Consider the following 25,755-nt stretch of genomic DNA (forward strand, 5'->3'; position numbering starts at 1 on the left):
TGAAATATCCTGATTAAATTGTGTTTATATTTATTGTTCAAAATAAAATAAATATAGGAAGGGAACAGTTTATATGTCGAATACACCGATGGAAAAAATTAAAGCAAACCATAGTATAAAAGCGTTTCTTAAGGATGAGCAAAGAACTGAAGTTGAGAAAATGCTAAATCTATCTGATGAAGATCTCGAAAGAATGGTGGGTAAAGAAGCTGAGTGTGAATTTTTATTTCGAAGTTATTGTTTGGGGGAGATAAAGGAAATAATAGCGTTTGAGGAAGGAGTGTCAAGATTAACAAAGACTTCTACTTCAGATTTTTTATTTATTATGAAAAACGGAAGAAGGCTGGCAGTAGAAGTTAAAACTACTAAAGAAGATAAATGGAGTATATCTAAAGGAAGGTTAAAGAGACAAAGAAATTTTGCAGAAATTATGCACGCAGAGTTATACTTTGCTATTAGATCTAAAGGGAAGTGGATGTTTTTTTCGGCAGATTATATTGAAAAAATGAAGTTTAAAATAGTATTAGATAAGGATTATTTGCAATCGGAATTTAAAATTTTAGGTGAAATAACTTTTTTAATTGAAGATTCTATTAAGTTTTTAAGTACGTATTCTAGTAATCCTAACAGATCATTAGAAATTGATCATCCTTATTATGGTTATTTAGAAAGATATAGTATTGAAGTAAACAAAGAAAAAATATTTAAAATTACACCGAATTCAAAAGAAAAGATAATAGTTAGTATTATTTTAGAAGCTATACAAGATCTTGCCTCAAAGCATAATCAAGAAGTAAAAAATTTAGATAAAGATAGGACATTAGTAATTGAAAAACTAAATAAAAATAGTGAAATTAAGTTATCCGATCTTCTAATAGCACCTATTTTACATTTAATAAATGATTTGGATATTTTATATGATTATTCAGGATATATTACAGATATAGTAGATGCTACAAATGATGTTTCTATGGATCCTGAATTAGTTCTTGCAGCTATTGGGGGACTTATTGAACGAGGAGTAAAAATCAAAGTAGTGAGATAGTAATATACAAAAGGAATTCTATTATCTTAAAAAGTTTAAGAGGAAAAGTAATCAAGTTCTCTCTGTAAAAGAGTATTCTAATAAATTAAAAAAGGCTTATCAAAGGATAAGTCTTTTTTAATGTGCGTGTTTTTCTTTATGGAAACATAGTTCGCAATAATCTTCATCGCTACAAGCGCACATTACGTCTTTGCAACACTCTTTGATTTCCTCTTTGTACTTATAAGCAAGTGCAGCAGCTGTTAATCCTACGGCAGCACCGATGATGTATTTATTCAATAGAATCACCTCCGTTTTAAATAGTCTAATGAAAAAATAAAAATTTTGGGAAGAAAGTCAAAATAAGATGCTATTTTTCTAATAAATATAAAAATACGTCTATAAAAAGTAGCTGTTTCATTTGATATGCTCCGTTGAAAAGGGGAGTACACTGGTATAGTGAGAAGTGTGTATAGATAGTGAGGTAATATTTTTGGAGAATAAAAAAAGATAACCATATCGAGAACTATCCCGGTATGGTTATTCAATTTAATGGGAGTAATTTCGAATAATATAGTACTAAGATATTTACTTTGATGTAACTCTTAGACTTTGGAGAATACAGGACAATACACTGTTAAAATGAATTGCTAACACGTACTCTCTAAAGAGCAAAGGTATCACCAAGATAAATCTTAAAAATTGTAGGTTCGTCTTACTTCAATAGAATATTGACACCTCCTTTAGAAGTAAATACAAAATATTCCTACAATTTAATTTTATTACTTTTATGGGATATAGGCAATATCTAATAGATATTTGCTGGTAACAAAAAAAGATTTGTCTATGACAAATCAATTTAGTGTTTTAATTTTATTTAGCTAATTAATTTAATCTGATACAGTTCATACAGTTTGTTTTCTACCTGCTGTAATCCTTCATAACAATGGTCAGAGTTGGACTCGTGATAATTAGTTAGGTTCGCAATGCATTCTGCAATAACCTGTTTGTGTGTATCAGGATGCTTCTCTTTTACGTGTTCAATGTCTTCGTACTCGAAAGTAGTAACTGCATCTAAAATGGCTTCATTGCTATACTTATTTAGTGGTACTGTAACGGATTTAATAACATAGTAGTTTTTCTTTATATCATTAAAATTTATCACTGTTACAACTTGAAAAGTATGTTCATCTAGTTGTTTTACCCATTGAAAATTATCTGTTTTTATCCAGGTATTCGTTTGAATTGCCATTATATAATACGCTCCTTTGATAGTACTTTTGCATATTGTACAATGAATATTATAACTTATAAAAAAATGTTTGTTTATTTTATCAATTACTCTTATAAAAAAAGACAACGAATAATATTTACGTTGTCGATTATGATCTTTAGTTATTTTTATACTTACCTAAAAATAATTTATCGAAAAATAAATGCCAACTTTGAAAGTGAGAAGCAGCAATTTCAAACTTTGGGTCTTCGATAATAGAAAAAGAATTGAAAAACTCGTCATTTGCTGTGCACCCACCGCATTTTTCTCCAATATAGATAACAAGTGCTTTTGGGTTGACTTCATTTAAACATTTGATAACTCTATAAGCGGTATCATCCATATAAGGCCAAGACATTATTAGTATGTCTATTTCTGTTCCGTACTTCTTAACAGCATCTATAGCGTCAAGTTTTTCAACTTCAGTAACAGTATCTGTCCAGGTTTGAATATATTCAGGGCCGTTCCAAGAGAAATCATCAGTTGCGATTACATCAATACCTTTTGTACGTAATCCGTGTGATAACCATCCTCTACCTGCCATTACCTCTAAACACTTTCGTTCTCCTATCCATTCGGATAATGGGTTGATCCATTTCCAGGATACTAAGGCGAACATACCTATTTTGACATATGATTCCCTTAAGAGACGTTCCTTCAACATATTCATTGTACTTTCGTTGCTAAATGTATCAATTAGAGAAGAGCCGAATTCAGGTATGATCTTTGGCATTTCTTCTGGAATTTTAAGTTCTAATTTAATATCTCTAGCTGCAACAGATATATCTCTTAAATTTTTTGCTCCGTTAAAGTAATCGTTCATTTCGTTTTTCCTCCGGTTTTTTTAAAGTATACATTATAATTTACTGGTATAGCTTATATTCTTAATTATTTAATAATAAAATGCTAAGGAGTAGTGCAAATATGATTATGCCACGGAGTCAACTTATTAAGACGCTATCAGAGAAATACTACATATTTTTGCAAAGCGTACCGTTTGAAGATGAATTATTTATGAAAGGAATAGGAGAGGGTAAAAGAAAGTTCTTAGCTAATCTTCATATATACTTAACTACCAAGGATTTACCTAAGGGAAAAAAAGAGAAGCGTTATGCTACTGATTATGTGACTCCTGCTGCATTAGATATTCTGAAGAGGGGTTCAACAAAAGGACTGGTATATGAGCATTTAGTTCCGAAATCAAAATACATTCAAGATGTATGTGAGGAGAAAGCTAAAAGAGGGGAATTAACTGTTGATTTTGTATATGAAGTGCTAAATTTATACTTATGGACCGCAACTGTGACAGAAGATGAGGATAGTAAGTTGTCTACTAGAACAATGCCGGATGACTGGGATGAAACTAATATTAAGTTCAGATATGATAAATCCGATCTAGAGTTAATTGTGCACAATAAAGACTACTTATATGATTAATAGTGAGTTCGGGTGTGTAGTAACAGTTAATTTAATTTACTAAACAAGAAATTAAATTGTAAAAAAAGCGGTGAAAATAATCACAGCTTTTTTGTGTTTTAATTCTTTTTTGTAAAATAATTCGTTTGAATTACTAGGTAACACACACGTTTTATTAACTGTTTATCATAAGTTTCTCATATTCTAAAATTTGATTAAATGTTAACCATTCAGGTTTCGCATCATCGGCGAATGCGTTATGTATTTCTTTCATTTTTTCGATTTGTTCTTTTTCATTCCCTGCCCACAAGCGTTTTACACTTCTGTTTCCGTATCCTAAATAATATTCACAATCCATTTGTAATCTACTTAATAATTGATAGTTAAATTTATCTTGAGGATTTGTTTGTTTTGGCATATTTTTAAATTGTATTTCCAAATCATTCTTGATAGGGAAACCTGGCTCACCATAAAAATCATTACCACAGCTATATAATTCTGGGTTATCACTTCCAAGTGTTACGTCTTTAAATAATTGTTCTGTGTCAACACATTTAAAAACTGGTCTAGACCAATCATCAGTACCGATATATTCCATTGTTCTAATATTATTATTTTCCATTGTTATACCTCCAAATGTATCTTCTTTTTATTGTTCATTTATTTGTGTTACTATTTTATATTTATTTTGAGATTTTTGGATAAAAAATAAAAAAAGATGTTCACCGCGATTTATGAGTAAAACCCGAGTTGTGTTTTGGGGAGAGGTAGCGGATTAAACTTGGCGGGGGATATCATTACACTTTATGTAGAGGGAGAGCATAGTTTGGGCCACCCGGACGGCGTTTAAATCTGCCTAATAAGATATGAACTCTTGATAGTCTAGTGGTGGACTATTGTATGGCGTGGAGAGGGGGGTGGAAGCATTACTTCGCGTCTATCGAGAATTTGGTTAATAAGTGAAGAGTGTGATCTGTCATCGGATAGATAGAAGTTATGTTTTATAATAGGGGATAATGAACCAGTACGTTTAGTGTGTAATCTCTTACGAGATTAATCCTAAAAGGTTTTTTAATCGATAAATAATTGGATAATGAAAAAAGAACTGACATAGGAGGCAGTTCTTTTTAAATGTATGTTGTGGATTATAACTTCTGCAATTTAGCAGGATTATTAATTTTATATTGTCCCGCGTTCTTCATTTTCTTTTTAATAATTTTCGCTTGGAATTCTATAACGTCGCCTATTTGTAGCTCAGCGTTCTTTAATGTATTACTGTAAGAACACCAAGCTGTATCTAACTCAACTGACGGATCAGTGTGAATTGATATGTTCTCAAATATAACAAATTCATCTTCTCTGCCGCTCGTACTAAAGGTGTTAGGTACAGAGAGAAATTCTTTAATAGTAGCTGTAATTTTTACTTTATCTAAAGGTAAGTCTATTTTATCTTCCGCTGTTTTTTCTTGTTCTACTACTTTAGTTTCAATAACATCTTTTTCAGTAGTGATCTTTGGTTCAGCTTTTTTCTTAGCAGGTGCTTTTGTTTTCTTAACTGGCTTTTTTAATAGTTTGATCTTCAGATTCTTCTGCGTCAACGCTACCAAAACTGGCCTTTTGCATATCGATTAGATAAGCAGGAAGTATGCAGCTTAAGTTTCCATCTTCAAACTCAATAACAAGAGTATTGGAAGAACCATCTTCTAAATACTCTTCATAACCTTTGATTGTTACGTGATATGTTTGTCCATCGCGCTTATATAAAAACTGTGTGATAGGTGTCTTTTTGAATAAACCCCATTCTTGTCCTTTTTGTTCGTAGTGTTCTTCACTTTCAAAGGTTCTAAAATCACCTTTTGGTGGATAATAACGGTCTAACAAATTTCCTTCAGATGCAGTAAATAAATTGTATTCCATAATAAAAATCTCCTTTTACGTGTTCTTAATTTTTTATTTAATATTGTTCTTTTCGTAGTATTTCTCAGGGTATAGAATGACGTAATTCGCGCTAGCGTATATATTTCCAATCATTTCGATAGGAACTTGAGCTTCAAAAAAATACTCTTTCGTCTTGTTAAGAGTGGCTTTTACTTCTTCTATACATACTGAACGATTAATTGTATTTTGGAGTTTTGCAACCCCCTCACCACTTAAGTATAACTTTACAGTTACAGTGCTCATCGTATTATCCTTTCCTTGCTAGTTCTATTCTAAAAATTATTATACCTTTTATATATTTATTTTGTGAAAAATGGATACTTTAATATGTTTACATAACGAATAATTAGAACGAAATGTTTTTTTCATTCGATTATTTATAAGTGATACACTAAGATTCTTAATTAGAAAAATATGTTTATAGAGATGAATTGAAACGGAAGCAAGGGGAGTATTTATGAAATTAAATGAAATGCAATTAAAGGAAATAGAAGAGAGAAGTAACCTGGCTACTCCAGGACCTTGGAAGGTTTACTCTACTGTGGATGGAGAGAATGTAGAAAAAGAAAAGGAAAGAAGAATAGGCACATCTAATGATCACCCTCAATTAAAAGGACCTCGGCCGATAGTTTCATCTGCCGTATATAAAGATGAGCCTCATCATAGGGTTTATATCGGTAAAGAGGATGCAAACTTTATAGCAGCTGCAAGAGAGGATATCCCAAACTTGCTAGCTCACATAAAGAATATGGAAGAGCAGTTAAAAGGATATAAAGAGAGAGAATTTGAAGCGATTTGTGAGGATCCGTTTGCATTAAAATATGACGAGTTTGAAGACTTGGGTGTCGAGGTTATTAAAGATGAGTTAATACGGACTCAGGGTTGGTGGGAGTACTACGAAGTAGAATTCACCTATGAAGGTCAACTGTATGCCTTTGAATACCGTGAACATACCGCGCCTGTATGTGCAGATAAGGATATTACAAAAGCAATTTATAAAAAATAGGATGGATTATAGTTAAGGCTAGATCACTTCGATCTAGCTTTTTTTACTTTACATATCTTTAACCAAGAATTTTGTGTTCTTAGTCCAATTGAAGGGAAAATCGGTATATATAGAGTGGAGGTGAAAAGGTTTTTATAAAGGGAATTTCTTTTGGTTTATGGAACGAAATAAATTAATTATTAGGAGAGTGAAAAAATTGAAAAGAAATGATAAGTTTGTTCAAGTAGTTGCGTGGTTATTGTTTTTTTGTGCATTAGTAGGAATACCAGTCATAGCAATTGGTTTTATTTTGACTTTTGATAAGTATTATCCTGATAACGTATTTTGGTTATCTGTAGTAGTTTCATTAATAATCTTCGGGAAGGTATTGAAGTTTATAATCGATAAAACATCAAAGAAATCTATGCGACTAAATAAATATTATACGTGTCGTATTTCGGAAAAAAAGTTGAAAGATGGTACTAGAAAACCGTTAGTGATTTTATACAACAAGCCTTTATTCTACTTCTTTAAGTGTGAACCTAAAAAGTATTTTGAGTTTAGAGATGATGCTATGAATAAAGTGCGTGAATTATATCCTGATGCTCTTATTAGTACAACTACATTTACGCTACAAAAACAAATTGAGAAAGAGAAAATCTATCTTGAAGCAAATGAGGCACCCACTACTTTTTTCTCTTTGTTAGAAGCATATTCTCTAACTTTGCGTAATTTTGACAGTTTCGAAAAGAAGAAATTCGAAGGTTTTGAATAGCGGAAATGGAAGAGAAGGTTTAAAAAGGTTGAGGAAAACGTAAATAAAAACTATATCTTTTAGCAACTAATTAGTTAGTTGAGATAGCATAAGTAAATTTAAAAACAGCTACTTAAATATAAGCAGCTGTTTTTTTTCTGAAAGAAACATATAATCACAGGGCTATAACTGTGTACTACAAAGTTAGGGGTGATTGTAATGATATATAAAGCAACACTAGAAGAGAAGAGAGAGTTAAAATACTACTTTAATATATTGGCGAATGATAAGGAAAGTATATCAAGAAGGTTATGGGCAAAAAGGATGTTTAATGACTTGTATGATGAGATAGTAAAGCGGCATAGAAGTAATTAGGAGTTGTAAAGAGATTTTACAAGTTGCAAAGGTGTATCAATACTGAACAAATATTTAATATTTTCCCCTAAGGTACCAATTCGGATCTATAATTTGAAAAACGTAATCCAAGGAGGATAATAATGATGTTCGTAAAAAATATGGAAGTTTGTGAAGAGTTTGCAGGATTAAGTCATTTGGATTGTCAGCATTGTTTTGGTACAAAAGTTGAATTAACAGGGAAATATATGATTGAAGGTAATGGATTTTATGTAGAGGTACAATGTAAAGATGAATATTGTGAGAGAATATCAGAGTGCGGCGATGGTGAATTCTTAACCGAAGTCGCAACGTTCGATGGTGAAAAATTTCATCCAATTCAAGTTGTTGTAAGATTCACTGATCAGGAAATTATTGATATCTTAAAAGAAAATGATATCAATGTTCCAAGTGAAGCTACTATACAAAGGGTTAAGGTAATGCTTGAAAAACAAGTCTCAAATGTCTTTGAAAATCAAATGATTGCTGAAGCAGAGATTATCTGTAAAAATATGATTGAAAACGGTGAGGTTCTTGAAGCAGAAGAAGTTTGAATAAAAAAGTAAAAAGAGAACGAAAAAGTTCTCTTTTTTTTATGAAAATAATATTTATTAGTTTTTCGATCTATAAAATTAGTTAGTTATACTAAAAAATGAAGCATATATTATCGAGAGCGGGTGATAGGAGTGAGAACCTTTTTAATACAAACAACAGAAAATATGATTACTAGCGAATTCTGTTTTCATTTAATAAAGGCGATTGAGTTTAACAATTGGTTTTATAATGAAAAGGTATATGATTATGTGTTATCTGAAAGAGCGTTAATGGGAAAGTATGTCCCAGTGGGTTCATTGGAGTTTGTATTTGAATACTTGGAACTTGAATATGGAATAAAGCAAGAAAGTATTGTACCGATAAATATACCGAATATACTAATGGATCAGAAGTATTTAAAGAGGGACGTGCAGATAAAGAATAAAGAGGACATAGTACTAAAAGGCCCTAAATTTATTAAATCTGCTGCTGCATATAAAAGTTTTACAGAGATTGTAGAAAACGTTAATGACATACCGGCCGGCACATACTTGGTATCTGACTTAATACAAATTATTAGCGAGTGGCGGGCTTTTGTTTGTAACGGTGAATTAGTTGGGATACAACATTATGCTGGTGACTTTAGAATTTTCCCTGATGTCTCTTTTGTTGAAGGGATGGTTTCCTTATATACTAATGGTCCACGTTCATATACGCTGGATATAGGTGTTAATGAAGAGGGGAATTTCTTAATTGAAAGTCATCCTTTTGTTTCCTGCGGCTTATATGGATTTGCAGACTATAAAAGATTACCACTTATGTTTATACAGGGGTTTAATTATATGAAGAAATGTGCTGAAACAGTGAATATAAAGTAATGAGAAAGAACTAACCGACATATGTAGGTTAGTTCTTCTTTATGTTCTTAGTCGGTATTGTACTCTAAAATATCGCCTGGCTGACAATCCAATGCCTTACATATAGCTTCTAGTGTAGAGAAGCGAACTGCTTTAGCTTTCCCGTTTTTCAGGATGGAAAGATTGGCCATAGTAATGCCAACCCTATCCGAAAGCTCCGTTACGCTCATTTTACGTTTTGCTAACATCACATCTATATTAATAATTATTGCCATATTCTCCACCTCAGACCGTCAAATCATTTTCTGATTTAATGTTAATCGCATCTTGCAAAAGTCTTTGGAGTACAGAAGAAAATATTGCTATTACCAGCGAAGCAAAAGGGATGATCAATCCTACAAATATAAGACCTGGGGCATCATCTTTATCTGCCACGAGATAATAGAGTGGTAACCCTAAGAAATGCAAACCACAGATGGATATGGCACAGTATTTGACTCTCTTTAATGTTCGGACAGACATTTCAGAGAATGTAATATTCTTATCTATATAACTTAACAGTTTAACCGCTTGAAAAAGGGCAAAGTAAAAAGGTAATGCCCCTCCATATAGAAGAGTGAAAATGACATATTTTATAGAATGTCCTCCTAAGAAATTTGCTACCTCATCGGCCAATGCAGGGACTAAAAATATGCACAAAGCCATAACAAGAATTCCGATGAGAATAACGGCTATCTTCAAAAATAATGTAGTTGCTACTTTCATAAAACACCTCTCGTAAATTTAAAAATCTTAATTGTTTTTTGGTTGTGAATCCAAGAAATTCTTTACAGGTTTTTGAAGTACGTCAATAATGGCTGCAATGATACTTGTTGCCAATATGCACATTAGACCTAGAGATATTGGTCCTGCTGCATCGTCGCCTGTGAATTGAACACGTATCCTTAGATACACTATTGCTAAAAGAATCAAGAAAATAACTGTAAACGTACATTTTTTAATTACCTTTAAAGAGTGAAGAGATAACTCAGAAAAAGCATTATTATTTTCGATAAAAGATAAAAGTTTAAGAATTTGATACAACCCTACAGAAAACGTAATACATATTCCATATGCACATACCAAGAGTGGATATAAGGAATAATCACCCGGGCGTTCTATTGCATCGCTTATAGCTGCTTCGGGTAAAAAATATATACACACGGCAAGCACTGCAAGTCCGATCAGAAAAGTGATGACCTTTAAGAAAGTGGTAGAACCGCGTTTAATATTCATTTAAAACACCTCACTTATTTAATGACAATTAGAATTTAACACATTATATATTGTTTTTCAATAAATTATTATTGTTTATTGTTACATTATTATTGATATTGAAATATCCTTTTAACTTTAAACAAAAATAAAAAGCAATTCTCATTACAAAGAAATGCTCTTACTTTAAAATGTGTATGACAACTTGTTCAACCGGATATCCAAATCAAAGTTGTTTTTTCTTTCGGCATATTTCACGTTGAGAATTTTTGAAATAAAAAAGACCTGCTAGAATAAACCAGGTCTTTAAAAATATAATTCTATTGTTTTATACGCTGACTTTATTAGCTCAACAACAAATAGTGCTCGATAGTAAAAGTTTTTATCTTCTTACTCATCATCATCTTCTTTTTCTTCTTCCCACCACTCGTCATAATCGTCTTGAACGTCGGTGATATCATTCTGTAATAAAACGCGTTGTAATAAATCTACAATATCGAATGAATCGGATACATCCTCCATAACCTGATATTCATCGCGCAAAGCGAATAATACGCTTGCATAATCTTTTGTAATTTCTAAACGGAAATAAGATCCTCTTTGTTGGTAGAATTCAAAATATAAATCTTCTTGCGTCCTGAATTCGTATGCTTTATATCCTTCTTCTTTGTTTTCGTACTTTATAGTGAAATGAACACCGATTTTATCATTATCTAAAATCATATCATTCGTCACAATAATGTCATTTTCATCGTAATTCGTATAAATTTGTTCTTGTGTCATTTTTAGATTCTCTCCATTTGCTATGTATTTGTTTTGTTTATTATGTTTATCCTTCGTAAATCTATCTGTGGTTCTTGGGAGATTATAATGCAAAATAGAATGGTTTTGAGAAAAAAACAAATTTATGGGTTAGAACAGGAAGGGTGAAGTGAAATGTGTAGCTGTACCTCAGTAAAATAGGGCCAAAGTTATAAAAGTAGTCATTTGTTTAGGAGTTATTTAATTTAGAGAGTTTTTTAGAATTAAAAAGACCTGATTAAAGTAATCAAGGTCTTTATAAGTGTAATTCAATTATTTTATTATGCGCTGTTTTTTATATTCAGCACCAGGTGGTATTATCTAGAAAAGTTCTGATTATCGCCTTGCATATAAACACAAATTCTTTCGTTATCAAATCTTTCTAAACTTCTAATTTAAATTCTAATTCACCGTGGAAAAATTTTAAGTTGTTCACTACTTTTGCGAAATATCGACTTCTGAGTTCATCCTTTTTGAACGTAATATCTTTAAGAGCGATATGGTTACCCTTCTGTAAAATGCTTACACGAGCGAATCCGTTTTCTTTCAGATAAGTTCTTAATTGTTTTTCTGTTAATTTCATTTTCATCACCTTATCCTTCTAATTTTCCTTCTTTTTTTCGCCACGCATCATACTCTTCTTGTTCGTCATAAATATCATTCTGTAGTAAAACGCGTTGTAATAGGTCTACGATATCAAATGCATAGGATACATTCTCCATAACTGTATAATCTTCGGTATGAGAGAATGATACAGTTACATAATCTTTTGTGATTTCTAATCGGAAATGATCTCCTGATTGTTCATCTAATTCGAAATATAAACCTTCATTTGTTTGGAATTCGTACGCCTTAAAGCCTTTTTCTTTGTTTTCATATTTCATAGTGAAATGAACGCCAATAATTTCATTATCTAGGATCATATCATCCGTCACAATTATTTCGTCATCTTCGTTATAAGTGTAATTAGGTTGTTGTGTCATTTAAATTCTCTCCATTTACTATGTATTTGTTTCATTCGTTATGTTTTTTTCTTTGAAAAAGTACCTGTGATTCTTGAGAGATTATAATGCAAATTCGTATGATTTTGAGAAAAAAATAAATTAATAGATGAGAGCAGTGAGGTAGAAGTAAAGTATGTTGGATTAATTCAATAAGAGGGCTATTTTAAAATAGAAAAAGACCTGATAAATAGAAAACAGGTCTTTAAATTTATAATTCAATTGTTTACTTACGCGCTGACTTTTTTAAGATCAGCAACAAATGGTACTCGCTTGTAAAAGTTTTTAATATCTTCTTGCGTGTAGACACTAATTCTATCGATATCAAATCCTTCTAAAACTTCAGTTACGTTATCACTTTGTAAGTAGTGGGTTAGTCCACAACCAAAAGCGTATTCAATTTTATTGTTTTTGAAGCGATAGGGAATGATCGTTGTTGCGGTATGATTGTATTTTTGTACTGCATCAAACACTTCCGTCGTTACATTTTTTAATTCTCCATTTTCTACAATAAACCATTTAGATTTAATCATCTTGTAATTTACATCTAACACTGCGAAAATCGTTTTCTCTGTATTCATTTCTTATTCCTCCGGGAGTATGATTTGTATTTGATTTTTAACATTATAAAACCTATTTTTTGTTTCAGTTGAAAACAATAAAATTAATGAGACCAATCTAGTTTAGGATAGGTAACAACTGCTTTTTAATTGTCTTTGCAAGGAACCTAGAAACCTTATAATCTACAGCATTCTTTAGCATTTCGAAAATACTTGTAAGACTGCCTGTAAATGTAAAGTCGTCCGGCAGAGAGAATAAGCGCGCTGTTTCTCTTACTGATAGGTAACGGTTTAGATGTGGGTGAATAAATACATCATCTTGGACGTGCGTAATAGTTGGTGATGTCTTTTCCTCATCTAAACGTTGACAGTAGTTACTAAACTTCTTGTTTGGTGCTCGTAATTCCATTGGTACATCGTTAATATTGCCACCTTGAGGGACATATTTCATTCGCTCCAATGTCTTGGGAGTCGGATTGAAATACATATCTTGTTGTTCGGCATTTTCAACGTTTTTAAATGCATCTCTAACTGTTCGAACTTCGTTTAAATGTGGTAAATCTAAATTTGGATCACCATTTTTGATACCTAAGATAAAGGAACGCTTACGCTTTTGAGCAGATCCAAGAGTAGATGAATCGATAACTTGAGAAACGATATTGAAATCTTTCAATCTATCTTTAAATCGTTGCAGCATAGCGCCTTTCTTTACAGTAATGAAGTTCTCAACATTCTCGATTAAGAAAGCTTTTGCTTTGCTCCACTGAATAATGTTGATCGTTTGTTCTACAAGAGGGTGTACCGGAGAATCGCTATTTCTAAAGTTATCTTTTGTATTTAAAGCGCTAAATTTCACACAAGGAACTCCAGCAGCAACAAAATCAACTTGAGGGATGTCTTCTTCAGTAAACTCAAGAACATCTTTCATAATGATGTGGTCACCGATATTGTTTTTATACGTTTGAATATGATAGTCCTTTAGAGCCTTTTTCTCATAACGATCATTGGCGAATACAATATCATACTCTTCGTCTAAAAAGCCTTTATCGAGGGATCCGCAGCCACTGAACAGAGATAGCATCTGTATCGCTTTTTCTTTCAGTGTGTTAACGATTCCACCTTTTTTAGATTCGTTTACTTCCGTAGTGCTTGCTTGGAAGAAGTCGAAAATACTTAGTTGTTGGAAACCAACAGCGTTAGCAAAGTCTTTCACGTTAACAGCATAATGTTTTTGTACTAAACTTTGTTTTTTAGATAGGGCATCTTCAAAGCTAATTACATTTACAATTGGTTGCGTTTTAGCTTCCTCTAATACAGTAAAGATAATTTTGCCTTTATGAATTTCCAATTCTATTTTCTTATGTTTAGCAAAGAATTCTCTTACATCGTTTCCTTTAATATCAATGACAGGAACTGTTTTACCTGTACGTTGCGTTGTTTTTGCTACACGTTTTTTTGTTTTTTGTTCTACTGGAATAACTGTGATTTGGTTTTTTTCTTTATCAATTTCATATTTAATTGATTGTCCAATACCAAAACCATAATCAGTTAAATATTTTGCCTCCAGATATAATCTTTCTTTTAATTTATATAAACGTTTTTTAATTGTTTCCTTCATCGTATATTTCCTCCTATAATGTACCTGAGATTCTGAAGAGATTATAATGGGAAATAGTATGTTTTTGAGAAAAAAATAATTTTATATATGAGCAGAGTGAGGGAGAAGTAAAATGTGTGGATGTATTTCAGTGATATCAGGACCAATGTTCTCTGAAAAATCAGGTGAACTAATTAAAAGATGCTTAAAGTTAGAGAAGTACGGACGTAAGAAAGTAAAGGTATATAAGCCTTCTAAAGATAATCGTTTTTCTACTGATAAAGTTGTAAGTAGAATGGGATATGAGTTCCCTGCAACAAACCTACCAGAAACATTAACTGATGAAATCGTTGCTAGTATTCTAGTGGAAATGATGGAATATGACGTAGTTGGGTTTGATGAGGTGCAGTTCTACAATAAGAATATAATGAGACTGGTTTCAGAATTAGCTGATCGTGGCAAGGAAGTTATTGTCGCGGGATTAAATATGGATTATAGGGCAAAAGAGTTTGGATATATAGGTGGCCTAATGGCGATGGCTGATGAGGTGGAGAAACTTTTTGCATTTTGCTCTGTATGTGGAAGTCCAAAAGGGACACATACACAAAGAATGGTTAATGGTAAACCTGCGAGAAGTGGTCCGATTGTCGTAATAGGGGATACGGAATCGTATGAGTCTAGATGCAGAACGTGTTATGTTTCCCCTAAAAATGCCTAGATTTTAGAGATAGGTGGTGATTTTAGAGGTATGAGAGGTTATGCGTTTGGTTGCTTGATGTTGATATTATCGGTTTGTGCCACATCAGGCTTATTATTTAAAGCAATGCAGGATGTTGCGGATTCTGTAAAACAGTACAGAATGGTAAAGGATGGAATCGTCTTAGAGTATGATTTTGAGAAGCAAGATAATGGGAAATTAAAAGTAAAAGTGCAACTTTCTAATAGTACGGATAAAGAACTAACTACAGTAGTTTCCAATACTTGTACAAACCTAATAGAAGTAACAGCAAAAGACACAAAAGGGAATGTATTAGATGGCGAAGGGAATAAATTCAATCCGGGTGTTGGATGTAAGGATATAGAAACTGAGAAGAAACTAAAGAGAAAAGATACGGTCCAATATGAAGCAGTAATTTGGCCAACGTTTACTATGGAAGAGTATAAAGATAATAAACCGGTCATTAAGAATAAAGAAGCTTCTGGTGAAGTTGAAGTCTTAATTAAGACACCGTTCATCGAAAAAGTAGAAAAAGTAAAGATTAAAAAAGGGCAATTGCAAGTGGCGGCAGCATAAAGAAAATAAACTTACATTAAGTAATGTTGTATTACTTCTAGAGACGTAGAAAAAAGTCGAGTGAATTTTACTCGACTTTTAAATTTTATATTAATCTTGTTTTTTCTGTCTCTGAAGGTTGATAATTGAATTCTTTCATAAGATCAGAATATGTTTCTTCTAATGCGCTGAAAAATTCAGGGATATTAGAAACAGCTTGTTGTAATTCCATTTTTGCCTCTTCATTAGAAAAAGTGAAGAATATATTTTGTATTACAGTAAAGGGAGAATTAACAAGAATTCCTTTCTTATTATAATGTTCTAGTGTGAGGGCTATTGCTGCGTCCTCAAATAGAGAAACTTCTGGTTTGATTTCTTCCATTTCAGGTTTTGTTGATTCTTCTGGTGCGGAACTGAAACAATAGGTTTCTAATTTGAAGAACTTCTTTTCTTTCCTATTTATATAAAAATCAATTTCAGCGCTGACTCCGCCTTGACCTCCATAAATCCATTCTAAGTTCTCATCTAATTTAAATGACATATATATCGCTCCTTTGTAATTTTTAATATTGTACATTAAATAGAGCAATAAGGACTAAATAATAAAATTTTGAGTTTAATTAAAAGGGCTGGACTTTAGAACGGGATAATAAAGTGCTGGAGGAGTGGGCTGATGTTAATTTCAAATATATTAGAAGGTTGTTGGAGAAATAAAACCATTGAAAAGTTTAATTGTAAACACAAAATTTCATAATGCAGAAAAGAGGGGAGAGATATGAGTAAAATTGTTAAGATCTTAGGGCTATTTGTATTTTGTATAGTTGCTGTGCTCCTTGTGTTGAAAGTCGGTAAATGGGAGTAAATGAGCCGGAAATAAAAAAGGATCCAGCGTTTGTATATAATGAAAAGGGTGCGGGGCTTTTGAAAAACGAACTTAACATAATTTATAAAGAGGATGTATCATTCCAAAAGCAAGAAGAGCTAGCAAAAAAGTATGGTTTGGAGAAGGTTCCAGATAGTGGAGAAGTTATCATTAACTACAAGGTATTAGGTGATAAGATATTAAGCTTTGATGAGCTTTTGGAATTAATTTTCAAAATATCGGAGAAAGAAAAAGAAATTGTAGAGTCTGTAACAGCTAATGAACAAGTCTTCTTTGACAATTAAACTTCCTTGAAGCGATAATTGGGATAACCTCATTTAGTAAAAAGATAACAAAAATGTTGGTGGAATGGATGAAGTAACGTTAGACAGCTGAATAAAACAAATTGTACTGTAATACACAAAAAGCTCATATCGATTAAATTGATATGAGCTTTTTTACATTTAATATAATAGTTGATTATCGTACCCTTTGATTACGCAGTAACTTGAGTTAATAAACCCCATTTGCTAAACGTTTCTTCTATAATCGGAGTGATAATACCTCTGATATCGTTGGGATTAATACCTTCAATTGTCTGGTCGTCAATTATTAAAGCAGCTTCCCCTTTCTCAAAATCAGGAGATATTTTGAAAATTAAACTGTTTTCATTATATGTGATGCTGAGTTCATTTTCGTTTTCTGATACTATTACTTTTCCGTTGGAAGTTTGTGATTCGTAACCTCCTATAATCATTAATTCATCTGCCATTTCATAATCAAAATCGATTCCTCGTTCTTTTGTTAATATCTTGTATAGTACATTAGAAACAGAACGTTGAAGTTTTTCCATAATTATTTGTCTGGCAAGGTATTGGTATCTCAACTCATTTTGTCTCACAGTATCAAATTGAGATTCGATAAGAGCACGAATTTGCTCGATTTGAACACTTGATTTCCTAGTAGTTGGATAACGTTTTAGAATTTTTAAAATCATATCCTCATTTAGATATTTTAAAGAATTTGTTACTGTTTTCAAACTTTCGAAAGCATAACCCGTTGTTTTCGTGTTTGTTAAGTAACTGTAATTTCTATAGAAAGCTTCTATGAAGTCCTTTTCTAAATCGTCTAGTGAATCTGAGAGGGTTCTGTAAATGTCAAGTAAGCCTTTAGAGTATTGTTCGTACTGATAAAAGGCTTTATCTGATTGAGCCCTAGAAATTAGACTTTCTAAAAGTATTCTTTTATAGTTCTTAGTGTTTAATAATTTTTTAATATCGTCATCTTTTTGGATCAGATCTACAATCGTCAAGAGATGATTATCTTCTGTAACTAATAAATCTGTAATTTTATTATCGTATGTTTCGATTTCCTCAGACTTAAGCTTAGATATTAAAGAAAAGAATGCTTTGCTTGCTATGTTTCTAGGTGAGCTATTTGTGATAAAGGCTTGATAAGTCTGATCTAATACCTCAAATTGTATTTTATCCTCCAGGGCTCTAATTATAATATGATTAAATTCTATATCTGGTAATCCCGCTGGCTGTAATAATTCCTTAGTTAATTCCTTCCATTCTACTTTTGTGGATTTCATAGCATTCCACTTTGAATCTTTCGATTTGATGAGAGAATCGAAGAAGTCTAATATCTCCATTTCATCAATAATTTGCATTGAATACATATCTTGATAGAACCTTTTATCTAGTGGATTAACTTCGCCCCTTGTAACCCAATAGATTTTCTTTTTAGCTTCTTTGTTCTGTTTAATTTCTTCTATAACTTCACTCAATAACCCACGTATATTAGGATCATATAGACTGTATCCTATGAACACAATGTTGTTTTCCATAAAAGATGAATACAACTTATGGAAAATGTACTTGTTGCTACTAGAAAATTCTTGGTAGTCCTTTTCTGTAATGATAATGCCTTTGTTGTTGTCTCTTATACAGCCGTGAATTTTATATAATTTGATAGTGTCCTTATTTGCTGGGCGTGTTTGACTATTCAAACTAGAAATATTTCTATGGATAGGAAGCAGATTATCAATACAGTATTCTATATTTGTGTCGTAATTTGTAGTTATAATCTCGCTTATATATTCACTAATGTTTGAGAAAATTCTTCTATAATTATTGAACTTCTCTATATTTATTGACCTTTTAAGTTCATAAGTGCTAATTTTTTTAGTAATTTCATTTCTAATATTTGTTTGCTTTTCTTCCTTTAATAGTAAATCGACATATCCGGCAAGACGTAAAAAATCTACACCGATTAGGTTCTTCACAATTGTTTCATTTATAATTTTGTAATTTGGATCATCTTTCTCTGATAACAAGTAGACCAGACTTGAATCTTTGATTTTTGTCATTAAATCATACTCTTCAATAATTTCATTTAGTAATCCAGCCCAACTAGGGTATCCGAGGTCTATTGAAAAGCCGGCGCCAATAAAGAAAGTTGTGTTATGGTTTAATAAATCTGTGGCAATGTTTCTAATTAGCCTTGTTTGTGTGTAGTCTAGTGTTTTCATATACATTTCTCCATCCTGTAATGAGTGTTCGTATGGTTCGTATAGTGATTTATCCATATTTGTGAACTTGACATTACTAATTTTTGTTAACTACTATTATTATTATAAACAAAAATTTGATTGATTTACCGTAATATGAACTTATAATAAGAAAAATTAAAGAGTTTAAATAGATATGTATATAAGGAGAAGATACGATAATGGAAAATAGTATGGGAAAGTATAATCAAAGAGATATAAATACACTATTGCAAGGAGTAGAAGGAGAAACGAAAAACGCGTTACTAATGCACTCGCTAAATGCGGTATATATTCATCGAACAGTTGATGGAGATAAAGAAACTAAACTAGGATTAGCTAATGATATTAAGCAAATGATAGATAGTATTTCTTTTGATCAGTTGCTTTTAGTATATTCGTTACTAAATCAGTTTGGCGCACCTTTAGTTGCTACGTCATTACAAGAAGGTGGTAAAGCGTCTATAGATAAAAGTAGTGTAGATGATAGAATCCAAGATATTGAGAACTTAGATATAAGTGAAGAAGAAAAGAATAAGGCTTATAAAAGAGGCTATGATTCTGGTAGTAAAAAAGGATATAAGAACGGTTATGAAGCTGGTTGTATTGATAAAGAAAAAGAGTTTTTACAAAAAGTGAAAGATACTCTGCTAAAAGAGATAAAAAAAGAATTACAAATAGAAATGTATGAGAAAGCAAAAAATGAGGTTAATATAGAATTAACAGATGCTGCATATCAAAAGGGTTATGACGAAGGATTTGCTAAAGCGAAAGAACTTCGGATTAAAGAATTAAAAAAAATGAGAGAGTGGCCGAATTAAGGTTGCGCACTTTTTAAAAATTTTGCGAATGCAGATTTAATATAAATAAGGTATTAGTAATTAATTTTAATATGATAGAAAAAAATAGCACTAAGGGGATTGATAATTATATGGGTAAGGAAATGCCGCGAGATTTAATTAGTGAAGCGAAAGTTGTACAGGAGCATCGAGGTGACGATGCAATGTTAGCATATTTTATGAATTCTTTTAGTGAAATGCATTTTAATGCTTTACTTCGAGATCCTGAATGGGGGAAGGCTCGATTAAAAAATGATGTAAAAAACATTATAAAACATTTAACTGGACCAGATATATTTTCTGTATATACAATTTTGTTTAATATGAGCGGGAAATTAAAAGAGGAATCCTTAAAATCAGCCTTACTCGAGATGGTGGAAGGGCTTGAATTTTCTAATTTAATTGGGATGTATTCATATCTATTAACTTTAAGTGGCGCTTATGAAAATACGCTATTATTAAATAACTCATTAGCTCGTGAATTTGAGAGCGAAAACACAACAAATATAAATGATAAAGAATCAATCTTATTTAATGAAAAGAATGTAATAGTAGCGTTTGAACAAGGAAAAGCTTTAGGGGAATTAGCGGGTATAGAAAAAGGGGAAAAGGCTGGTTATAATAAAGGGTTTAAAGAGGGGAAAGAAATTGGCGAATCCACTTGTAATAAAAAAGTGATGAAAGAAGAATACAGTAAGGGGTTTGAAAAGGGTAATGAGAAGGGATTAACAACTGGATATTTAAGAGGTGAAAAAGAAGGATATAAGCAAGGGATGAAAGAAGGTCGCAAAGTTGGGTTACAAAAAGGGAGAGAAGAAGGGTATACAAAGGGATACAATAAGGGGTTAAAAGATAAAGAAAAAGAATTAGTGGAGAAGCCAGTGAGTCCAGATTTAGAAAGTGCATATGCTGATGGTTTCAAAAACGGAATTGTAGTAGGAGAGCAAAAGTCTTTTACCGAAGCCTATAATAAGGGTTATCAAAAAGCATTAAGTGATAGTGGCAAACCAAATACTACAACTAAACAAACGTTTGATTTAACTGAAGAGCGGATTAAAGAAATAAGAGAACAAGCACATAAAGAAGGATTCGAAGAAGGGAAAACTCTACGAATCAAAGAACTAAGAGCTATGAGAGAATGGTAAAAATAATTATTAAATTGCATAATAAGTAGGTAATATATAAGGTAGGATTATAAAAAAATTTAAGGAGCTAATATATATGAATTTACCTAAAATTAATGAACGTGATTCTATAGTACAGAAAGCACATTTTACATTTGGTTTTAAAGCAATAGGAATCTTACATAAGAATAATGTAGACTATGATGAGGCATTTAATACTATAAGTGAGTGTATTATTAATCTTTCAAAAGAACAAAAGGGGAAAGTACCAAATGAAATCGAAATTGAGCTAATGGAAGTTACGAATGAGTTAGAACTGACATATGGTGAACAAGTTTACATACTAACAAGCATACTTCAAAGGTTGTCTTCCGATTTAATGAAATTTGAGAGAGAATCAAATGAAAATAAATAATAAATATAAAGCAAAAAGACTTATCATAGATGAGTCTTTTTTACTTTTTCTATTTTATGTTTCAGGTGAATATAGTAGAGGTCGGGATTAACCTTGTTATATTTCTTCGCTATCAATGTACTCCTTTATAGTGCTATTTGGAACATCACCTGAAGTGTAGATCATATATCTGTTACTCCAAAAGAAAGGTTTCCAGTAAAAAGGTTTTAGTTCTTCTGAAAATTCTTTTCTAATATAACGTGAGGATACCGATTTAAAATTATTAATCACAGTAGTTAAATTTAAAGTCGGTGGAGCATTGAACATAATGTGAATGTGGTCAACTCCTCCGTTTATATCAATGATAGTGCAGTTCTGTTTTGTAAACAGATTATGAGCTATTTCGTTGAGCCTGTTCTTTATATCATCGTTAATAACGGGATGTCTATATTTTGTCGCGACAACTAAATTGTATGTAAGCTTAAAAATAGCTCGTCTATTCTTACTAAAGTCTTGCATATGCTCCCTCGTTTCCGTTTATAACCATTTTTATATTATAAATAATAGTATCATATTCAAATACATTGCAGAAGAGAGAGTCTTGAAATAAATAATCGGAGTTTTTTACGCTTAAATGTAAATATTTTCATATTACCAATTGAATTTTCTGAAAAAACATTTATAATTTCAGCGAATTGGGGGTGAAAATATGTTTAAGAATTTCGTAAGAGAAGAAGATGGGAGCGGGATTTTAGAGTATGTATTATTACTAAGCTTAGTTGGTGTAATGGCGGTTACAATTTTTCCTAAATATAAACCATTTCTAGTTGATACATTTAATAATATGACGAAAAATGTGGAAACTGCTCTTAATGGAAAAGGCGGTGGTGGAACCGGTGAAGGAGAATGGAAGGATCCAGATAAACCAAAAGAAGAAAATGTCATAGAAAAACAATATGAACCTCGTCTATTTGGGGTTGGTGATGCTTTTATCTATCGTTCCAGCAAAGGGGCTATATACAGTTGGGGCAGAGATATGTATGGGGAATTGGGAAATGGAGTGTTCTCAAAAAATATTCCTTTAGGTAAAATATATGCAGATATGAAGGTCAAGGATGTTCAATTGGGTATAGGTTCTAACACATTCTTTTTATTAGAGGATGGAACATTACAAGGAATAGGAATGAATGACAGAGGACAATTAGGTAACGGTAAAGAATGGGAAAGGGTTTCTCCTATCATAACGCCAGTAATTTATAAAGATGGTACAGCTGTTAAAGATGTGGTTGATATTTCTGTCGGCAGTGTTAATACAATTGCTTTATTAAAAGATGGAACTGCGCTTAGTTGGGGTGATAATCGTACAGGAAGTGCTGGGTATACAACAAGGGAATACCCAACAGATTTAATGAACATATATAGTCACAATGCTAATTTTATTTCTGACGTTACAGGCACAAAGAAGTTAACGGGTGTTAAAAAAGTGTTCGCTGCGGATTTGTTGAGTTTTGCATTCCTTGACAATGATACTATAGTAGGGTGGGGAACAGATAGAAATTATGGATTGGGATTAGGGACTAAAAGTGAATATAATGATCATCCTCAACTATTTCCTTATTTAAAACCAAGTCAGGTGTTGCAATTTGCTCCAGGTTACAGAAGTAGTTTTGCGGTATTAAAAACAAACGAAGTAGTAGAATGGGGAAGAATTGGTGGTTGGGGTAAAGTGGAATTTAAAACTGATTTATATGCCTATGATGAAGAAGTTTTGAAGCCTAGACCTACTAAACAATTAGCGGGTAAAAAAGTTAAGAAAGTTTTACCGAATAATTTTCATAATCTTGCATTGTTAGAGGATGGAACAGTATATGCTTGGGGAAGTAATAAAAATGGTCAGTTAGGAAATAACAAAGTCGATACAGCGGCCGGTTACTCAGAAGGTTTCGTTGTTGGGCCTGATAAGAAAGGAAAGTTAACTGATATTGCTGATATATGGACTACAACTTATGGGAATTTTGCTATGAATAAGAAAGGTGAGTTCTATGCGTGGGGAAAAAACACTTTCTCAGTAATTATGGCGCAGCCTAGTAATGAAGAAGTGATACCTTATCCAGTTTTACTCAAAATGCCTGAATAGGTTAGGATATTTCCTTCAAAATATTAAAAAAGCACGCCAACAGATTTGGTGTGCTTTTATGTATTTATATGCCTGTTCAATTGATATTTGCAGTAACCTTTTCCTCTGGCATTGCAATAATCATTGTATGTTTTTCTTGATCAACGATTGCTCGTAACAATACATCTTCAAGTTTTTGTTTTGAAATGCGCGTAGTGGAATAGAGTCCTTTGTTATAAAGCGCTTCTTCTAATTGACTATTTGCGTTTCTAACTATAGTCCAAAGCTTACCATCTTTTCTAGCGTTATCATCACACTTTTCGTTCAAAATCATAAAATCCCAAACTGATTGTGTCACAATAGTTTTATACATATATCCATAAGACTGAGCGGCGTTAGATACATCTATGAATTTAACTTCCTTGCTTTTTATTTTGAAGATCATACTTGTTGCTTTTCTAAATAGGTTTTTCATTTTTATAAATCTCCTTTTTGTATTGTACTGATTATGTATAATATTCAACAGTTTGAATAAGGCAATTAAAAGTCAAAAAATCCCGAAGCTATTATTATAAAATAGAAAAGATGTGATGTGAAAAAAAGTGCATTAGAAATAATATCCATTTATATTTGAGAATATTCATCTGAATGATAATTAATTGTATTTTTATTCTAAACAAATTAATAGATTTAGTGGCAATAAAATTATATGATGTATTGGTGATTATTTAAATAATAGTTTAGAAAATTTCAGATTAGATATAAAAAAATTATGCAACAAAGAAAAATATAGAGGTGATTTTGGATGAAAAAACGTAGATCTAAAACAGTGCAAATTTATTTTCCGGATGGTGATCCAAAAGGGATAAAAGTAGCTGAGGTAATAAACCGAACTGTGCAAGCAACTTTAGTACCTAGAGGAATTATAGATGAATTAAGAGAAGTTGAAGGTTCTGACAATGTCGCTTTATACTTTTTATTCGGTAGTAGAGAAGAAGATTCGGGTATGGAAGCTTACATTGGAGAAGCAGAAAAAGGATATACAAGATTAAAGCAGCACGATAAAAAGAAAGACTTTTGGGAGTTCGCGGTATTAATAACCATAACTAACTCTTCAAATCAATTTAATAAAGCTGATGTTAAGTACTTAGAAAATCTAGCTTATACAGAGGCTGTGGATGCAGGTCGTTATTTTATTAATCAAACGGTTCCTACAAAATCCTATGTAGCCAAATGGAGAGAGGATCAGCTAGAAGACATCTTTGAAACTATAAGTCTGTTATTGGGTTCACTAAGTTATCCGATTTTTGATAGCTATAGAGGAGAAGAAGAAAACGTATTAGAAGTTAGTGAAGATGAAGAGATGCTATATTGTAAACGAAGAGATGCAGACGCATTTGGTAAATATACTAAAGAAGGATTTATTGTATATAAAGGTTCTAAACTGGCTTCTAAATCTACCGCTGGATTTGAACAGAAAATTGACTCGCATAATAAAAAGATTGAGAATTTAGTCAAACAAGGGGTATTAGCAGAAGAAAATGGAAGATATGTTTTTATTAAGGATTATCCATTTGGTTCTCCATCTGCTGCTTCGGGGTTCATCTCGCAGTGTGCAAGTAATGGTTGGATGGATTGGAAAAATAAAAACAATGTAACTCTAGATGTCTTAAAACGACAAGAAAATTAACATAAATAAAAAAGAGCAAAGTGTTCAATACTCTGCTCTTTTTTTAATTCAGGATTAATCAACAAAGTGCCAATCCTTTTTCTTTACAGAATAATTCTTATATCGACGGATAGTTTCTGTCCACTTGATTTCACCACTCTGTTCCAATTGTTGCAAATCTTCATCTGTGTAATCTGACTCGATCTCCTCAATATTACCTTCAGATATAATATTTCGTTCATACATAAGTATAGTTAGTTCACCATCAAACACATCAGAATCATAACAGGGTAGACGCGCAGCGTATTCGTATATAGCCTTCTTTATATTATGTTTTTCGGAAGCTATTTTTAACGCCTTGTAGAATCCTGATGTACTTTCTAAATGGTTATACGTATTCCAATATGTTGGAGATGTCTCTTTTTCATTTACTTCAAATACTTTGTCTAATTCTTCTTTAAACGTCTGTAGAAATGCATCTGTTAGTAGCCACTTCTTTTTATTTGGTATTTTGTAAGAAAAAAAACCCATAAAGAGTCC

34 protein-coding genes are annotated in these 25,755 nt (G+C 31.9%); 14 read left to right on the plus strand and 20 right to left on the minus strand.

All coding sequences use genetic code 11. From position 1 onward, the window contains the following. Positions 1 to 73 precede the first annotated feature (73 nt). Positions 74 to 1,045 (plus strand): hypothetical protein, encoded by a 972-nt coding sequence (locus VF726_RS15300; protein ID WP_440169644.1) that lies wholly within the window; start codon positions 74 to 76, stop codon positions 1,043 to 1,045. Positions 1,046 to 1,162: 117 nt separating this feature from the next. Here the strand turns inward: VF726_RS15300 and VF726_RS15305 are convergent, their stop codons facing one another. The 3 genes from VF726_RS15305 to VF726_RS15315 all read right to left on the minus strand — a co-directional run bounded on the left by VF726_RS15305 (position 1,163) and on the right by VF726_RS15315 (position 3,120). Next, positions 1,163 to 1,324, minus strand: a complete 162-nt coding sequence (locus VF726_RS15305) for a hypothetical protein (protein WP_440169646.1) — start codon at positions 1,322 to 1,324, stop codon at positions 1,163 to 1,165. 577 nt (positions 1,325 to 1,901) lie between these two features. Next, positions 1,902 to 2,276 carry a hypothetical protein gene (locus tag VF726_RS15310; RefSeq protein WP_440169648.1) on the minus strand — a complete coding sequence of 125 codons (375 nt, stop codon included), beginning with the start codon at positions 2,274 to 2,276 and terminating at the stop codon, positions 1,902 to 1,904. 139 nt (positions 2,277 to 2,415) lie between these two features. Beyond that, the gene (locus tag VF726_RS15315; protein ID WP_440169650.1) at positions 2,416 to 3,120 is read right to left on the minus strand and encodes a hypothetical protein; all 705 of its coding nucleotides are present in this window, start codon (positions 3,118 to 3,120) and stop codon (positions 2,416 to 2,418) included. 101 nt (positions 3,121 to 3,221) lie between these two features. Between VF726_RS15315 and VF726_RS15320 the strand changes: the two genes are divergently transcribed. Further along, positions 3,222 to 3,734, plus strand: coding sequence for a hypothetical protein (locus tag VF726_RS15320; RefSeq protein ID WP_440169652.1), 513 nt, complete (start codon positions 3,222 to 3,224; stop codon positions 3,732 to 3,734). A gap of 154 nt (positions 3,735 to 3,888) precedes the next feature. Here VF726_RS15320 and VF726_RS15325 read toward each other — a convergent pair whose 3' ends face one another. From VF726_RS15325 to VF726_RS15340, 4 genes are all read right to left on the minus strand, one after another. Next, on the minus strand, positions 3,889 to 4,335 hold the full coding sequence (locus tag VF726_RS15325) for an LPD11 domain-containing protein (protein ID WP_440169654.1): 447 nt from the start codon (positions 4,333 to 4,335) through the stop codon (positions 3,889 to 3,891). A gap of 523 nt (positions 4,336 to 4,858) precedes the next feature. Continuing rightward, positions 4,859 to 5,320 (minus strand): hypothetical protein, encoded by a 462-nt coding sequence (locus tag VF726_RS15330; protein WP_440169656.1) that lies wholly within the window; start codon positions 5,318 to 5,320, stop codon positions 4,859 to 4,861. Further along, positions 5,265 to 5,630 carry a hypothetical protein gene (locus tag VF726_RS15335; RefSeq protein WP_440169659.1) on the minus strand — a complete coding sequence of 122 codons (366 nt, stop codon included), beginning with the start codon at positions 5,628 to 5,630 and terminating at the stop codon, positions 5,265 to 5,267. Before VF726_RS15335 ends, VF726_RS15330 begins: the two co-directional genes overlap by 56 nt. A gap of 33 nt (positions 5,631 to 5,663) precedes the next feature. Then, complete coding sequence (locus tag VF726_RS15340) at positions 5,664 to 5,894, minus strand: hypothetical protein (RefSeq protein ID WP_440169661.1); 231 nt, start codon at positions 5,892 to 5,894, stop codon at positions 5,664 to 5,666. A 214-nt stretch (positions 5,895 to 6,108) separates the two neighbouring features. Here VF726_RS15340 and VF726_RS15345 point away from each other — a divergent pair, with 214 nt between their 5' ends. The 4 genes from VF726_RS15345 to VF726_RS15360 all read left to right on the plus strand — a co-directional run bounded on the left by VF726_RS15345 (position 6,109) and on the right by VF726_RS15360 (position 9,195). After that, positions 6,109 to 6,657: a hypothetical protein gene (locus VF726_RS15345; RefSeq protein ID WP_440169663.1), complete on the plus strand. Its 549-nt coding sequence runs from the start codon at positions 6,109 to 6,111 to the stop codon at positions 6,655 to 6,657. Positions 6,658 to 6,853: 196 nt separating this feature from the next. Next, complete coding sequence (locus tag VF726_RS15350; RefSeq protein ID WP_440169665.1) at positions 6,854 to 7,411, plus strand: hypothetical protein; 558 nt, start codon at positions 6,854 to 6,856, stop codon at positions 7,409 to 7,411. Between the two features lie 476 nt (positions 7,412 to 7,887). After that, positions 7,888 to 8,337, plus strand: coding sequence for a hypothetical protein (locus VF726_RS15355; protein ID WP_440169667.1), 450 nt, complete (start codon positions 7,888 to 7,890; stop codon positions 8,335 to 8,337). Between the two features lie 132 nt (positions 8,338 to 8,469). Then, positions 8,470 to 9,195, plus strand: coding sequence for an ATP-grasp domain-containing protein (locus VF726_RS15360; protein ID WP_440169669.1), 726 nt, complete (start codon positions 8,470 to 8,472; stop codon positions 9,193 to 9,195). 47 nt (positions 9,196 to 9,242) lie between these two features. Here VF726_RS15360 and VF726_RS15365 read toward each other — a convergent pair whose 3' ends face one another. The 8 genes from VF726_RS15365 to VF726_RS15400 all read right to left on the minus strand — a co-directional run bounded on the left by VF726_RS15365 (position 9,243) and on the right by VF726_RS15400 (position 14,408). Next, complete coding sequence (locus VF726_RS15365; RefSeq protein ID WP_440169672.1) at positions 9,243 to 9,449, minus strand: helix-turn-helix domain-containing protein; 207 nt, start codon at positions 9,447 to 9,449, stop codon at positions 9,243 to 9,245. Between the two features lie 10 nt (positions 9,450 to 9,459). Next, on the minus strand, positions 9,460 to 9,939 hold the full coding sequence (locus tag VF726_RS15370; protein ID WP_440169674.1) for a DUF2975 domain-containing protein: 480 nt from the start codon (positions 9,937 to 9,939) through the stop codon (positions 9,460 to 9,462). 27 nt (positions 9,940 to 9,966) lie between these two features. After that, a complete protein-coding gene (locus VF726_RS15375) occupies positions 9,967 to 10,449 on the minus strand; it encodes a DUF2975 domain-containing protein (RefSeq protein WP_440169677.1) in 483 nt (160 codons plus the stop codon). A 369-nt stretch (positions 10,450 to 10,818) separates the two neighbouring features. Then, a complete protein-coding gene (locus tag VF726_RS15380; protein WP_440169679.1) occupies positions 10,819 to 11,211 on the minus strand; it encodes a hypothetical protein in 393 nt (130 codons plus the stop codon). A 400-nt stretch (positions 11,212 to 11,611) separates the two neighbouring features. Further along, complete coding sequence (locus VF726_RS15385) at positions 11,612 to 11,818, minus strand: hypothetical protein (protein ID WP_440169682.1); 207 nt, start codon at positions 11,816 to 11,818, stop codon at positions 11,612 to 11,614. Positions 11,819 to 11,822: 4 nt separating this feature from the next. Beyond that, complete coding sequence (locus VF726_RS15390) at positions 11,823 to 12,212, minus strand: hypothetical protein (protein ID WP_440169685.1); 390 nt, start codon at positions 12,210 to 12,212, stop codon at positions 11,823 to 11,825. Between the two features lie 248 nt (positions 12,213 to 12,460). Further along, positions 12,461 to 12,811 (minus strand): hypothetical protein, encoded by a 351-nt coding sequence (locus VF726_RS15395; protein WP_440169688.1) that lies wholly within the window; start codon positions 12,809 to 12,811, stop codon positions 12,461 to 12,463. 97 nt (positions 12,812 to 12,908) lie between these two features. Then, positions 12,909 to 14,408 (minus strand): DNA cytosine methyltransferase, encoded by a 1,500-nt coding sequence (locus VF726_RS15400; protein ID WP_440169690.1) that lies wholly within the window; start codon positions 14,406 to 14,408, stop codon positions 12,909 to 12,911. Positions 14,409 to 14,520: 112 nt separating this feature from the next. Between VF726_RS15400 and VF726_RS15405 the strand changes: the two genes are divergently transcribed. Continuing rightward, positions 14,521 to 15,105: a thymidine kinase gene (locus VF726_RS15405; RefSeq protein WP_440169693.1), complete on the plus strand. Its 585-nt coding sequence runs from the start codon at positions 14,521 to 14,523 to the stop codon at positions 15,103 to 15,105. A gap of 30 nt (positions 15,106 to 15,135) precedes the next feature. Further along, on the plus strand, positions 15,136 to 15,681 hold the full coding sequence (locus tag VF726_RS15410; protein WP_440169695.1) for a hypothetical protein: 546 nt from the start codon (positions 15,136 to 15,138) through the stop codon (positions 15,679 to 15,681). An 85-nt stretch (positions 15,682 to 15,766) separates the two neighbouring features. Here the strand turns inward: VF726_RS15410 and VF726_RS15415 are convergent, their stop codons facing one another. Beyond that, positions 15,767 to 16,201, minus strand: coding sequence for a hypothetical protein (locus tag VF726_RS15415; protein WP_440169697.1), 435 nt, complete (start codon positions 16,199 to 16,201; stop codon positions 15,767 to 15,769). Positions 16,202 to 16,581: 380 nt separating this feature from the next. Between VF726_RS15415 and VF726_RS15420 the strand changes: the two genes are divergently transcribed. Beyond that, positions 16,582 to 16,827, plus strand: coding sequence for a hypothetical protein (locus VF726_RS15420; protein ID WP_440169699.1), 246 nt, complete (start codon positions 16,582 to 16,584; stop codon positions 16,825 to 16,827). A gap of 191 nt (positions 16,828 to 17,018) precedes the next feature. Here VF726_RS15420 and VF726_RS15425 read toward each other — a convergent pair whose 3' ends face one another. Beyond that, the gene (locus VF726_RS15425; protein ID WP_440169700.1) at positions 17,019 to 19,055 is read right to left on the minus strand and encodes an SIR2 family protein; all 2,037 of its coding nucleotides are present in this window, start codon (positions 19,053 to 19,055) and stop codon (positions 17,019 to 17,021) included. 200 nt (positions 19,056 to 19,255) lie between these two features. Here VF726_RS15425 and VF726_RS15430 point away from each other — a divergent pair, with 200 nt between their 5' ends. The 3 genes from VF726_RS15430 to VF726_RS15440 all read left to right on the plus strand — a co-directional run bounded on the left by VF726_RS15430 (position 19,256) and on the right by VF726_RS15440 (position 21,451). Next, positions 19,256 to 19,894 (plus strand): hypothetical protein, encoded by a 639-nt coding sequence (locus tag VF726_RS15430; RefSeq protein ID WP_440169702.1) that lies wholly within the window; start codon positions 19,256 to 19,258, stop codon positions 19,892 to 19,894. A gap of 110 nt (positions 19,895 to 20,004) precedes the next feature. After that, positions 20,005 to 21,057 (plus strand): Yae1 family protein, encoded by a 1,053-nt coding sequence (locus tag VF726_RS15435; RefSeq protein WP_440169704.1) that lies wholly within the window; start codon positions 20,005 to 20,007, stop codon positions 21,055 to 21,057. 76 nt (positions 21,058 to 21,133) lie between these two features. After that, positions 21,134 to 21,451 carry a hypothetical protein gene (locus VF726_RS15440; RefSeq protein WP_440169706.1) on the plus strand — a complete coding sequence of 106 codons (318 nt, stop codon included), beginning with the start codon at positions 21,134 to 21,136 and terminating at the stop codon, positions 21,449 to 21,451. A gap of 96 nt (positions 21,452 to 21,547) precedes the next feature. Here VF726_RS15440 and tnpA read toward each other — a convergent pair whose 3' ends face one another. Continuing rightward, the gene (tnpA, locus tag VF726_RS15445; protein WP_440169708.1) at positions 21,548 to 21,949 is read right to left on the minus strand and encodes an IS200/IS605 family transposase; all 402 of its coding nucleotides are present in this window, start codon (positions 21,947 to 21,949) and stop codon (positions 21,548 to 21,550) included. 190 nt (positions 21,950 to 22,139) lie between these two features. Between tnpA and VF726_RS15450 the strand changes: the two genes are divergently transcribed. After that, positions 22,140 to 23,567 carry a hypothetical protein gene (locus tag VF726_RS15450; RefSeq protein WP_440169711.1) on the plus strand — a complete coding sequence of 476 codons (1,428 nt, stop codon included), beginning with the start codon at positions 22,140 to 22,142 and terminating at the stop codon, positions 23,565 to 23,567. Positions 23,568 to 23,643: 76 nt separating this feature from the next. Here the strand turns inward: VF726_RS15450 and VF726_RS15455 are convergent, their stop codons facing one another. Continuing rightward, positions 23,644 to 24,021 (minus strand): hypothetical protein, encoded by a 378-nt coding sequence (locus VF726_RS15455; RefSeq protein WP_440169713.1) that lies wholly within the window; start codon positions 24,019 to 24,021, stop codon positions 23,644 to 23,646. 330 nt (positions 24,022 to 24,351) lie between these two features. On the opposite strand from VF726_RS15455, the gene VF726_RS15460 reads away from it, so the two are divergent. Next, on the plus strand, positions 24,352 to 25,236 hold the full coding sequence (locus VF726_RS15460; RefSeq protein WP_440169716.1) for a GIY-YIG nuclease family protein: 885 nt from the start codon (positions 24,352 to 24,354) through the stop codon (positions 25,234 to 25,236). A 54-nt stretch (positions 25,237 to 25,290) separates the two neighbouring features. Here the strand turns inward: VF726_RS15460 and VF726_RS15465 are convergent, their stop codons facing one another. Further along, the gene (locus tag VF726_RS15465) at positions 25,291 to 25,746 is read right to left on the minus strand and encodes a hypothetical protein (protein ID WP_440169718.1); all 456 of its coding nucleotides are present in this window, start codon (positions 25,744 to 25,746) and stop codon (positions 25,291 to 25,293) included. Positions 25,747 to 25,755 lie beyond the last annotated feature (9 nt).

Source organism: Bacillus sp. Brlt_9, from assembly GCF_051948935.1.
In the GTDB taxonomy this organism is placed as follows: Bacteria; Bacillota; Bacilli; order Bacillales; family Bacillaceae_G; genus Bacillus_A.

What these genes read in the sequence shown, in the direction of transcription:
- tnpA (WP_440169708.1), bottom strand. Translation starts at nt 21,949, where the DNA reads ATGCAAGACTTTAGTAAGAATAGACGAGCTATTTTTAAGCTTACATAC.
- VF726_RS15455 (WP_440169713.1), bottom strand. Translation starts at nt 24,021, where the DNA reads ATGAAAAACCTATTTAGAAAAGCAACAAGTATGATCTTCAAAATAAAA.
- VF726_RS15320 (WP_440169652.1), top strand. Translation starts at nt 3,222, where the DNA reads ATGATTATGCCACGGAGTCAACTTATTAAGACGCTATCAGAGAAATAC.
- VF726_RS15390 (WP_440169685.1), bottom strand. Translation starts at nt 12,212, where the DNA reads ATGACACAACAACCTAATTACACTTATAACGAAGATGACGAAATAATT.
- VF726_RS15370 (WP_440169674.1), bottom strand. Translation starts at nt 9,939, where the DNA reads ATGAAAGTAGCAACTACATTATTTTTGAAGATAGCCGTTATTCTCATC.
- VF726_RS15345 (WP_440169663.1), top strand. Translation starts at nt 6,109, where the DNA reads ATGAAATTAAATGAAATGCAATTAAAGGAAATAGAAGAGAGAAGTAAC.
- VF726_RS15355 (WP_440169667.1), top strand. Translation starts at nt 7,888, where the DNA reads ATGATGTTCGTAAAAAATATGGAAGTTTGTGAAGAGTTTGCAGGATTA.
- VF726_RS15300 (WP_440169644.1), top strand. Translation starts at nt 74, where the DNA reads ATGTCGAATACACCGATGGAAAAAATTAAAGCAAACCATAGTATAAAA.
- VF726_RS15410 (WP_440169695.1), top strand. Translation starts at nt 15,136, where the DNA reads ATGAGAGGTTATGCGTTTGGTTGCTTGATGTTGATATTATCGGTTTGT.
- VF726_RS15375 (WP_440169677.1), bottom strand. Translation starts at nt 10,449, where the DNA reads ATGAATATTAAACGCGGTTCTACCACTTTCTTAAAGGTCATCACTTTT.
- VF726_RS15430 (WP_440169702.1), top strand. Translation starts at nt 19,256, where the DNA reads ATGGAAAATAGTATGGGAAAGTATAATCAAAGAGATATAAATACACTA.
- VF726_RS15415 (WP_440169697.1), bottom strand. Translation starts at nt 16,201, where the DNA reads ATGTCATTTAAATTAGATGAGAACTTAGAATGGATTTATGGAGGTCAA.
- VF726_RS15460 (WP_440169716.1), top strand. Translation starts at nt 24,352, where the DNA reads ATGAAAAAACGTAGATCTAAAACAGTGCAAATTTATTTTCCGGATGGT.
- VF726_RS15380 (WP_440169679.1), bottom strand. Translation starts at nt 11,211, where the DNA reads ATGACACAAGAACAAATTTATACGAATTACGATGAAAATGACATTATT.
- VF726_RS15395 (WP_440169688.1), bottom strand. Translation starts at nt 12,811, where the DNA reads ATGAATACAGAGAAAACGATTTTCGCAGTGTTAGATGTAAATTACAAG.
- VF726_RS15335 (WP_440169659.1), bottom strand. Translation starts at nt 5,630, where the DNA reads ATGGAATACAATTTATTTACTGCATCTGAAGGAAATTTGTTAGACCGT.
- VF726_RS15385 (WP_440169682.1), bottom strand. Translation starts at nt 11,818, where the DNA reads ATGAAAATGAAATTAACAGAAAAACAATTAAGAACTTATCTGAAAGAA.
- VF726_RS15315 (WP_440169650.1), bottom strand. Translation starts at nt 3,120, where the DNA reads ATGAACGATTACTTTAACGGAGCAAAAAATTTAAGAGATATATCTGTT.
- VF726_RS15450 (WP_440169711.1), top strand. Translation starts at nt 22,140, where the DNA reads ATGTTTAAGAATTTCGTAAGAGAAGAAGATGGGAGCGGGATTTTAGAG.
- VF726_RS15310 (WP_440169648.1), bottom strand. Translation starts at nt 2,276, where the DNA reads ATGGCAATTCAAACGAATACCTGGATAAAAACAGATAATTTTCAATGG.
- VF726_RS15440 (WP_440169706.1), top strand. Translation starts at nt 21,134, where the DNA reads ATGAATTTACCTAAAATTAATGAACGTGATTCTATAGTACAGAAAGCA.
- VF726_RS15325 (WP_440169654.1), bottom strand. Translation starts at nt 4,335, where the DNA reads ATGGAAAATAATAATATTAGAACAATGGAATATATCGGTACTGATGAT.
- VF726_RS15365 (WP_440169672.1), bottom strand. Translation starts at nt 9,449, where the DNA reads ATGGCAATAATTATTAATATAGATGTGATGTTAGCAAAACGTAAAATG.
- VF726_RS15435 (WP_440169704.1), top strand. Translation starts at nt 20,005, where the DNA reads ATGGGTAAGGAAATGCCGCGAGATTTAATTAGTGAAGCGAAAGTTGTA.
- VF726_RS15425 (WP_440169700.1), bottom strand. Translation starts at nt 19,055, where the DNA reads ATGAAAACACTAGACTACACACAAACAAGGCTAATTAGAAACATTGCC.
- VF726_RS15405 (WP_440169693.1), top strand. Translation starts at nt 14,521, where the DNA reads ATGTGTGGATGTATTTCAGTGATATCAGGACCAATGTTCTCTGAAAAA.
- VF726_RS15400 (WP_440169690.1), bottom strand. Translation starts at nt 14,408, where the DNA reads ATGAAGGAAACAATTAAAAAACGTTTATATAAATTAAAAGAAAGATTA.
- VF726_RS15340 (WP_440169661.1), bottom strand. Translation starts at nt 5,894, where the DNA reads ATGAGCACTGTAACTGTAAAGTTATACTTAAGTGGTGAGGGGGTTGCA.
- VF726_RS15465 (WP_440169718.1), bottom strand. Translation starts at nt 25,746, where the DNA reads ATGGGTTTTTTTTCTTACAAAATACCAAATAAAAAGAAGTGGCTACTA.